At 28.4% G+C, this 934-nt stretch carries 2 protein-coding genes; both read left to right on the top strand.

Annotated features, from left to right (window positions below):
* Positions 1-353 (top strand): protein translocase subunit SecF (secF, locus tag TCEL_RS11560; protein WP_040684093.1); only part of this gene is annotated, 353 nt, incomplete at its 5' end.
* Positions 354-455: 102 nt separating this feature from the next.
* The coding region (locus TCEL_RS11555) for a DHH family phosphoesterase (protein ID WP_040684092.1) at positions 456-934 on the top strand (479 nt) is incomplete at its 3' end.

Here is a 934-nt window from a genome sequence, read left to right as displayed (position 1 = left end):
TATTACTTCAAATACCTGTAAATAGTAGCTTTGTAGCAGCTATTCTTACGGTTTTAGGTTATTCAATAAATGATACAATTGTTGTATTTGACAGAATAAGAGAAAATAATAAGAAACATGCTTTTGCAACAAAAAGAGAGCTTGTAAATGCAAGTATAACACAAACTTTAACAAGATCTATAAATACAGTATTAACAACATTATTTACAATAACAGCTTTATATCTAGTTGGAGTTACATCCGTTAAAGATTTTGCTTTACCATTAATAATAGGTATTTTAAGTGGTACTTATTCATCAATATTTATTGCAAGCCCAATATGGTATTATTGGACAGAAAGAAAGATTGCATAAAAATAGTCGGTCAAGGCCGACTATTTTTAATTTTCCCCATTGAAATAGTTTTATATCTCATTTTTAATATATTTGTTTCAATTAAATTAAGGGGAAAGAGTTATGAAGAAGTGGGTTATAAGAAGTTTAGAGCAATTTAACCAAAATCTTCACAAAAATAGAATAATAAATGCCCTATTAAACTCTAGAGGTATTAAGGCGCAAAAAGAAGCTGCTCAATTCCTAAATCCAAGTGTTGAGCATCTTTTTAATCCATTTCTTTTAAAGGATATGGATAGGGCTGTAGATAGGATAGATTTAGCTATAACAAGAAGAGAAAAAATAGTTATTTATGGAGACTATGATGTAGATGGAATAACAAGTACCTCAATACTTATTAGGGCTTTTAGAAAATTAGGTGTTGATGTTTCATTTTATATTCCAGATAGATTAAATGAAGGTTATGGTATAAATAAAGAGGCTATAGATTATATAAAACAATTGGCTACAGACTTAATAATTACTGTTGACTGTGGAATTACAGCAATTGAAGAAGTAGAATACGCAAAATCTATTGGAATGGATATTATAATAACTGATCA

Source organism: Thermobrachium celere DSM 8682 (assembly GCF_000430995.1).
Classification (GTDB): domain Bacteria; phylum Bacillota; class Clostridia; order Clostridiales; family Caloramatoraceae; genus Thermobrachium; species Thermobrachium celere.
This window is presented reverse-complemented; position numbering and strand designations above follow the sequence as displayed.